This is a genomic window from Streptomyces sp. NPDC048002 (assembly GCF_040653275.1).
Taxonomy (GTDB): domain Bacteria; phylum Actinomycetota; class Actinomycetes; order Streptomycetales; family Streptomycetaceae; genus Streptomyces.
In genome coordinates this window covers 143676-151264 of sequence record NZ_JBEZNL010000019.1, presented here as the reverse complement: position 1 = coordinate 151264, position 7589 = coordinate 143676, and the positions used below count along the sequence as shown (strand labels likewise).

Annotated in this window: 4 protein-coding genes; 3 read left to right on the top strand and 1 reads right to left on the bottom strand. The window is 73.1% G+C overall.

Annotated elements, in window-relative coordinates; translation table 11 throughout:
• A partial coding sequence (locus AB0E07_RS23490; RefSeq protein WP_362255364.1) for a MauE/DoxX family redox-associated membrane protein occupies positions 1-450 on the bottom strand: 450 nt, incomplete at its 3' end.
• Between the two features lie 941 nt (positions 451-1391).
• Here AB0E07_RS23490 and AB0E07_RS23485 point away from each other — a divergent pair.
• The 3 genes from AB0E07_RS23485 (at position 1392) to AB0E07_RS23475 (ending at position 7557) form a co-directional block, all read left to right on the top strand.
• Positions 1392-3356, top strand: a complete 1965-nt coding sequence (locus AB0E07_RS23485) for a BTAD domain-containing putative transcriptional regulator (protein ID WP_362255361.1) — start codon at positions 1392-1394, stop codon at positions 3354-3356.
• A 63-nt stretch (positions 3357-3419) separates the two neighbouring features.
• Positions 3420-5609 (top strand): TOMM precursor leader peptide-binding protein, encoded by a 2190-nt coding sequence (locus AB0E07_RS23480; protein WP_362255358.1) that lies wholly within the window; start codon positions 3420-3422, stop codon positions 5607-5609.
• Between the two features lie 76 nt (positions 5610-5685).
• Positions 5686-7557, top strand: coding sequence for a TOMM precursor leader peptide-binding protein (locus tag AB0E07_RS23475; RefSeq protein WP_362255392.1), 1872 nt, complete (start codon positions 5686-5688; stop codon positions 7555-7557).
• Positions 7558-7589: the final 32 nt, after the last annotated feature.

Sequence of the window (7589 nt, the reverse complement as noted above, 5' to 3'; positions counted from 1 at the left end):
CTGACCAGGGTGCGCGGCGGGACCTGACGGGCGAACCGGGAGGCGCCGAGCGACGCGACGCACCACCAGGGGCACCTGCAACGGCACGCGGGCCCACGCGGCGGTGCGCAGCGCCGGCGAGCGGTGCCGCCAGTCCATCGCCATCTGCACGTTGGCCGGGAGCACCGCGAGGAACAGACCCGCCGCCAGCCAGCCGCCCGCGCGCCGGGTGCGCGGCACGGCCAGCGCGGCCGCGACCGCGACTTCGGCGGCTCCGCTCAACCGGGTCCAGGTCCGCGGGCTTCCGGGCAGGACGCGGGGCACCATCGCGTCGAAGGGCTTCGGCAGAACGAAGTGCGCGGCCCCGGCAGCGGCCAGCAGTCCGGCGAGCTGGAGCGCGGACCGATCGGCCGAGGGATCGGCGGACGGATCGGCCGCGCGGTCGGGCGTACGGGCGGTGGTGGAGCCCACGGGTACCTCACAGCGTCGGTCGGAGCTGACGGACAGCCTTCTTACTGGCGGGTAAGTAGCCTAGCGGACGCGGCGGGCAGCCCGTTCCGGCCATCCTCGCCCCGCTCGCACCCGGCCCCCGGGGCACTTCGGAAGGAATACCGTGCGGTGAATTCCGGCCGGGCGGGGCACCACCCTCGCGGCACCTCGCCCCTGTCGACGGGCGGGCACTTGTTCACCACCCACCAATAGCGGGTGCCCGAATCCGAAGTCGCCTCGCTTCACATCAGGGAGTGGACCGCGGTCGCGGCGCAGGTGATTCGTGCGCATTGGTCCGCGCGACACGTCACCTAAAGATCGGCTTCATATTCCGTTGGGGCCTCGACGAGAGCGGAGCGCGGCATTCCATCGGCCGATGGGACGGTGGCGGACGCCGGTCGACAGCCGCCAAATTGCGCCACTCAAAGGAGAAACACTCAAGGACCCCTGGAGAACGGAATACTGTTCAACTTTTCCGGGCGCCCCGAGAACGCCGCTTCCAATGGTCGAGACCGGTCCCCTAATCGCACCGGAAACTCCGCCCAACAGGCACTTTACCCAATCATCACCACTTTTCCGGCGCCCCCGAACGATATCCAAACGGACAAAGAGAACAAGTCCAGCATTCATGGAACAGGTAGGTGTTCGCCACTCGCACCCAATCCCCGCAAACGGAGGGGATCGACGTGGCTGCATCTCGCCACTAGAGTATGGAGCGCCGCTTGACACGAAAGCCTCCAATAGGGGCCGCACGACTCCCGCAGTGAAGCAACCCCCATTCCATTGCCTTCAAGTGCTCACCGGTCCCCCATAACCGGTATTCGTCCCGCGAGATTTCACCCTTCCTCTCTCCGGGCCCGGACGTGCGCTCGATCAGCGACCGTCCGCGGACCGGTCGTTGACACAACGGAGCGATAAGTAGGATGCGGTTCCTGTTATTAGGACTGCTCAGCATCAGCGACGGCGAGGACGTCGTCGTGCTACAGCCGTCCAAACCGACAAGTCTGCTCGCGGCCCTCCTCATCCACCCGAGTGCGGTCGTCTCGACCGACTACCTGCTGCGCGCCGTCTGGGACGCGGAACCGCCCGCGACGGCTCGGGCGGCACTCCAGAGCTGCGTGCTCCGACTGCGCCGGATCTTCACGAAGTACGGCATCGCCAACGAGACGATCGAGGCGGTACCCGGCGGCTACCGCATGCGGATGGACCGAGAGACCCTCGACCTCGTCCGCTTCCGTGAGCTGGTCGCCTCCGCCCGTGCGGCCCGGGACGCGGACGCCGAACGGCACACGCTCCAGGAGGCGCTCGCCCTGTGGCAGGGGCCCGTGCTGGCGAACGTCTCCTCGCGGATGCTCCATCGCGACGAGGGACCTCGGCTGACCGAGGAACGTCTGAGCGTGCTGGAGCGACTGTGCGACATCGAGCTGGCGCGCGGCCGATGTCGCGAAGTACTGGTGGAGGTACGGGACGCGGCCCGGCGCCACCCCGAACGGGAGCGGTTCGCCGAGCAGTTGGTCGAGGCCCTCTACCGGACGGGCCGCCAGACCGAGGCGCTCGCGGAGATCAGGTCCGTCAAGGAACGCCTCAAGGAGGAGTTCGGGATCGACCCGGGCGCGCCCTTGCAGCGGCTGGAACTGTCGATCCTGCGCGGCGAGGAGCTGGGCGGCCCCACGGACCACCAGCCGTTGACCGCGATCACCGTGCGCAGCGCGGCGAACGAGTCGCCGGCACCCCGGGCCCCGGCGTCGCACACCCACCCCGCCGCCGTCCTCCCCGCGCCGACCACCCAGCCTCCTCCCCCACGGGCTCTCAACCCGGCCCCGCAGACCCCGGCCCCCGCCCCCGCCCCCGTCCCGCACACCCTCGCACCGCCTCCGCAGGCCGCTCCGGCACCCGCCGAAGACCCGGCCGCGCCCTCAGCCCCGGCCGCGAGGGCAGCGCACCCGTCCACGCCGCCGGCCGTCCACCCGGTCCCCTGCTTCACCGGCCGCGACATCCAACTCGGCGCACTGCACCACACGTTGACCTTCACCGGTCAGGAGCCGGGGCCGGTAGTGATCTCCGGAGCCCCGGGCATCGGCAAGACCGCCCTCGCCCTGCAAGCCGCCCACCTCACCCGGGAGGCATTCCCGGGCGGCTGCTTCACGGTCGTTCTGACCACCCCCGACGGTGAACCCCTCGGCGCGGACGAGGCCCGCCACCGACTGCCGCCGCCCGACTCGGCAGCCGGACGCAGGCTGCTCGTCCTCGACGACGCGGCGAGCGCGGAGCAGGTCCGGCCGCTGCTCCCCTCAGCGGCCGAGGGAGTCGCCGTGATCACCAGCAGACGTGGCCTGGCCAGCCTGGTCGCCACGCACGGCGGTTTCGTCCTGCGGCTGGACGCGTTCGACGACGAGGAGTCGTACCGGCTGCTCGTCGCCACGGTCGGCGCCGAGCGGGTCGCCGCGGAACCGGACGCGGCCCGCGCCCTCGCCCGGGTCTGCGGGCACTTCCCGCTGGGACTGCGGATCGCCGCCGCACGGCTGCTGACCCGGCCGGGACTCGGTATCCGTGACTGCGTGGACTGGCTGGCCACCGATCCACCGGCCCGGCTGTCCCTGGCCGACGCGCCCCTCATGTCGGTGTCCAAGGTCTTCGACGGCGCCCTGCGGCGGCTGAGCCCGGAGCTGAGCGAGGCGTTCCTGCGCCTGGCCGCGGAGCAGCGCGGTGCCGTCGTCAGGAGTTCACGCAGCGTGCCGGACGAGATGCTCGAACAACTCGCGGACGCCGGACTGATCGAGGAGGGTCCGCCCAAGCCGTACCGCATCCACTCACTGCTCAGTGTCTACGCGCGTCGGCAGCTCGCCGCCCTGCCGGGCCCGGAGGTGCGCACCGCGTCGGCCGGCTGACCGCGGCCGTCCGCGGCCCCCTCCCCCACCGTCCCCACCGTCCTCTCGAAAGGTGATCCCCGCATGCAGTCCGCACGGTACGAAGCCGTCGCGGCGTCGCGCCCCCGCATCCGGCGTGACGTCCTGTTCACCGAGACCCCCGACGGCGTCCTCTTCCACAACGCCGACGGCGGCTTCCGGCTGACGGCCAAGTCGGCCTACCGCTTCGCCACCCTGCTCGTCCCGCACCTCAACGGCGACCACACCGTCGCCGAGATCTGCGAGGGCTTCGGCGACCGCCAGCGCGCCATGGTCGGCGAACTCGTCGGCACGCTCTACGAGCGGGGGTTCGCCCGTGACGTTCCCGGGCGGCCCGCCGACGACGTCGCCGGAACGTCCGAGCCGTCGGCCGCGGTGGCACGCCGCTACGCACCGCAGATCGCCTACACCGACCACTACGCCGACGACCCCGCGCGGCGCTTCCAGCGGTTCCGCGACACCCGCGTGGCGGTGATCGGTACCGATCTCACCGCTCGCTGGTGCGCGTTGAGCCTGATCCGCAACGGCGGCGGCGCTCTGGGCGTCCTGCCCGGCCTCGACCGGACGGAGATCGACGCGGAGGCGGCCACGGCCGCGGCGGACGACTGCCCCGTCGAGATAGCCGAGTTGACCGATGCGGAGCCCCTGACCTGGGCGTCGCTCGACGGATACGACGTCGTGGTGGTGACGGGCGGGTCCGAGGGCGCGCGCGTGGTGCTCGAACTGCTGCGGACCGGCGTGCCGTCGGGCCGCACGCTCCTGCCCGCCTGGTCGTTCGGACGGCTCGCGGTCGTGGGGCCGTCGATGTCGGAGCGTACGGCCGGCTGTTGGGTGTGCGCGGTGCTGCGCATGGGAGCGAACGACGGTTCCGCTGCCGCCGCCGACCTGTGGAGCGCGCTCGCCGTACCGGGCGGCGCCCCGCACGCGTCCGGCGCCCGGCCCGGCGGGCCGCAGGCCGCGATGCTCGGCAATCTCCTCGGCTACGAGGTGTTCCGCGCGGCGACGGGCGCCCTGCCAGCCGAAACCGCCGGGCAGGTGATCGTCCAGGACACGGAGTCGCTGGACGTGACCGCCGAACCGCTGCTGCCGCACCCGCGCTGCCCGTGGTGCGCCGACGACACGGCGGTGGAGCCACCGGAGGTGGACCTCGGCGCCGCGGACATCACGGCCCTGGCCCTGCCCACCGTGGACACGGCCCGCGAGGCGGACGACCTCGTCGAGGAACTCAACCGCCGTTCCCTGCTGCTGCGCCCGCACAGCGGGGTGTTCACCCGCTTCGACGACGAGGACATCACCCAGACCCCCCTCAAGCTCAGCGTCGTCGAACTCGGCCTCGGACACGGGCGGCCCCGGCGCGTCGCGGCCGCCGACGTCCACCACGTGGCCGGGGCCCGGCTGCGCGCGCTGCACCGGGCCGCCGAGAGCTACGCCGAGCACGTCGTGCCCACCCCGTACGTCACCGCCGCCGACCAGGGCGCGCGTCTCGCCCCGGCCGACCTGGCCCTCTTCACCGGCCTCGGCGCGCAGGACGCCCGGAGCTGGGTCGCCTCGACGTCCCTGCTCACCAAGGAACGCTTCCTGGTGCCCTCGGCGGCCGTGCGGCCCTTCGGCGCCGACAACGGCGGGCGGCTCTTCGAGGCGACGAGCGCCGGACTGCGCGCCGGCGCGAGCGTGGCCGACGCCGCCGCTCGGGGCATGCTGTCCGCGCTCGCCCACGACGCGCTCCAGCGGGCGGTGCGGGGCGCCGAGGCCCGCCGGGTCGACGTACCCGACGACGCCGACCCCGAACTGACCTTCCTGCTGCGCTCCGCCGGCACGCTCGGCGTCGAGGTGGAACTCCTCGACCTGGGCGAGCGGGAACGCTCCGGGGTCGCGGTGGTGCTGGCCCGGTCCGGAGCCCGCTGGGCGCTGGGCGCCGGCCTCGCGCGGACGACCGCGCTCTCCTGCGCCCTGCGCGAGCTGCTGGCACGGGTCCAGGCGGAGCAGCAGTCCCTGGGCGCGGAGACCGTGTTCGGGGATCCCGTGCTCAGCGACCTCGATCCCCGCACGCTGTCCGTGGACGGCACCGTGCCGGCCGGGCAGCCTCCGTCGGCGCGGTGGGCCGAGGTGCTGCTCCGGTTGGCTGAGCAGGGCCGCGACGCCCTGGTGGTGCCCGCCGGTTCGGCGGACCTGGAGCGGGCGGGCATCCACGTGGTCCGGGTCCTGCTGACCGTGGTGACCGGGCGTGTCGGCTAGCCTCACGGTCGGCGCGCCGGACGCCGGGCCGGGTACCCGGCCGCCGGACGTCGCCGAGCCGAGCGCGGTCCGCCTCATGACGGGCCTGCTGAGGGCGGCCCTGGACCGTCAGGGACACCCCGGCGTCCGGGTGGCGGTCCGCGGTCTGGGCTCCGTCGACGCGTTCGCCGACACCGGTCAGCGGGGCGAGAGCGCGGCGGGCGCGGTACCGGTGCACCTGTACGCCGGGCAGGCGATCGTCGGTCCGCTCACCCCGGGAACCTCGCCCTGTCCGCGGTGCCTGGCCCGGCGCTGGCAGGCGGTCCGCTCCGTGGCCCTGCGCGACGCCCTCGAACTGGGCGGCGCCACGCGGGAGTCCGGGCCGTGGCCGTACGCCGTCCCGTTCGCCGCGGACGCCCTCGCCGCGCTGGTGGCGCGGATGGCCGGCCATCCGGTGCGCGAGCCGTTCCCGGACGTCGCCGTGCTGGACCTGGGATCCCTGACGGTACGTCACTATCCGCTGGTCCCGGACCCGCAGTGCCCGGAGTGCGCCGCGCCCGAGCCCGACACGGCAGCCGGTGCCGCGCTCACTCTGTCACCGGCGCCGAAGCACGCGGTGGTTTCCTTCCGGCTGCGGCCCATCGAGGCGTACGACATCGACGTGGCCGCCTTCGCGAACCCCGTGTTCGGGGCGCTCGGCCCCTCCGTCGTCCTCGATGTGTCGTCCACCTCCACCTCGGCGACCATCGGCTGCTTCTCCATGCGGTCCGGGGACTACCTGCGGGAGACGTTCTGGGGCGGGCACGCCGCCTCGTTCGGCACCAGCGCCCGCATCGGCGTACTGGAGGGACTGGAGCGGTACGCGGGCATGCGCTCACGCTCCAAGCTCACCACGGTGCGCGGCAGCCTCGACGCGTTCGGGCCGGACGCCGTCGACCCGCGGCTCGTCGGGCTGTACTCGCCCGCCTTCCACCGGGCGAACCCGCGGGTGACGCCCTTCGCCCCGGACCGGGTGATCCCCTGGGTGTGGGGCCACTCCCTGCGGGACGGCACACCCCGGCTGGTCCCGGAGATCCTGACGTACTATCACGCGCCCGGTCTGGAGAACCGGTTCGTGCAGGAGAGCTCCAACGGCTGCGCCTCGGGCGGCTGCGCGGAGGAGGCCGTCTACTTCGGCCTGATGGAGGTCGTGGAACGGGACGCCTTCCTGCTCACCTGGTACGGCCGGCAGGCACTTCCCGAGATCGACCCGGCGACCAGCACGCGCCCCGCCACCCGGCACATGGTCGAGCGACTGGCGATGTACGGCTACCGGGCCCGGTTCTTCGACACCCGCGTCAGCTTTCCGATCCCCGTCGTCACGGGCGTCGCCGAACGGTACGACGGCGGGCTCGGCCGGATGTGCTTCGGGGCGGGCGCCGGCCTGGACCCGGAGTCCGCCCTGGACGCGGCGCTCTGCGAGATCGCCACCGACGCCGTCAACCTCCAGGGCCGCACGGAACGCGACGAGGTCCGGCTGCGGGCCATGGCGGAGGACTTCTCCAAGGTCACCGCACTCCACGACCACCCGCTCGTGTACGGGATTCCGGAGATGGGCGTCCACGCCGACTTCCTGCTGCGCGCGACGACCGGGAGCCCGCCGCTCGCCGTCGCCGACCTGGCGTGGCCCGACGCCCGGGGTGCCCACGTCTCCCCGGACCTCCGTGAGGACCTGGAGCGCTGCGTCACGGCGGTGACCTCGGCCGGGTTCGACGTGGTCGTCGTCGACCAGACCCTGCCCGAGCAACGACGCCTGGGACTGCACACGTTCAGCGTGCTCGTCCCCGGGCTGCTCCCCATCGACTTCGGCTGGTCGCGTCAACGCGCCCTGGGCATGCCCAGGTTGCGGACCGCGCTGCGCGAGGCGGGCCTGCGCGAGCGGGACCTGACGGCCGACGACCTCAACCCGGCCCCGCACCCGTTCCCCTGACCGCCCGCACCCCGTGCCCAGCAGAAGGAGAG

What these genes read in the sequence shown, in the direction of transcription:
- AB0E07_RS23485 (WP_362255361.1), top strand. Translation starts at nt 1,392, where the DNA reads ATGCGGTTCCTGTTATTAGGACTGCTCAGCATCAGCGACGGCGAGGAC.
- AB0E07_RS23480 (WP_362255358.1), top strand. Translation starts at nt 3,420, where the DNA reads ATGCAGTCCGCACGGTACGAAGCCGTCGCGGCGTCGCGCCCCCGCATC.
- AB0E07_RS23475 (WP_362255392.1), top strand. Translation starts at nt 5,686, where the DNA reads ATGACGGGCCTGCTGAGGGCGGCCCTGGACCGTCAGGGACACCCCGGC.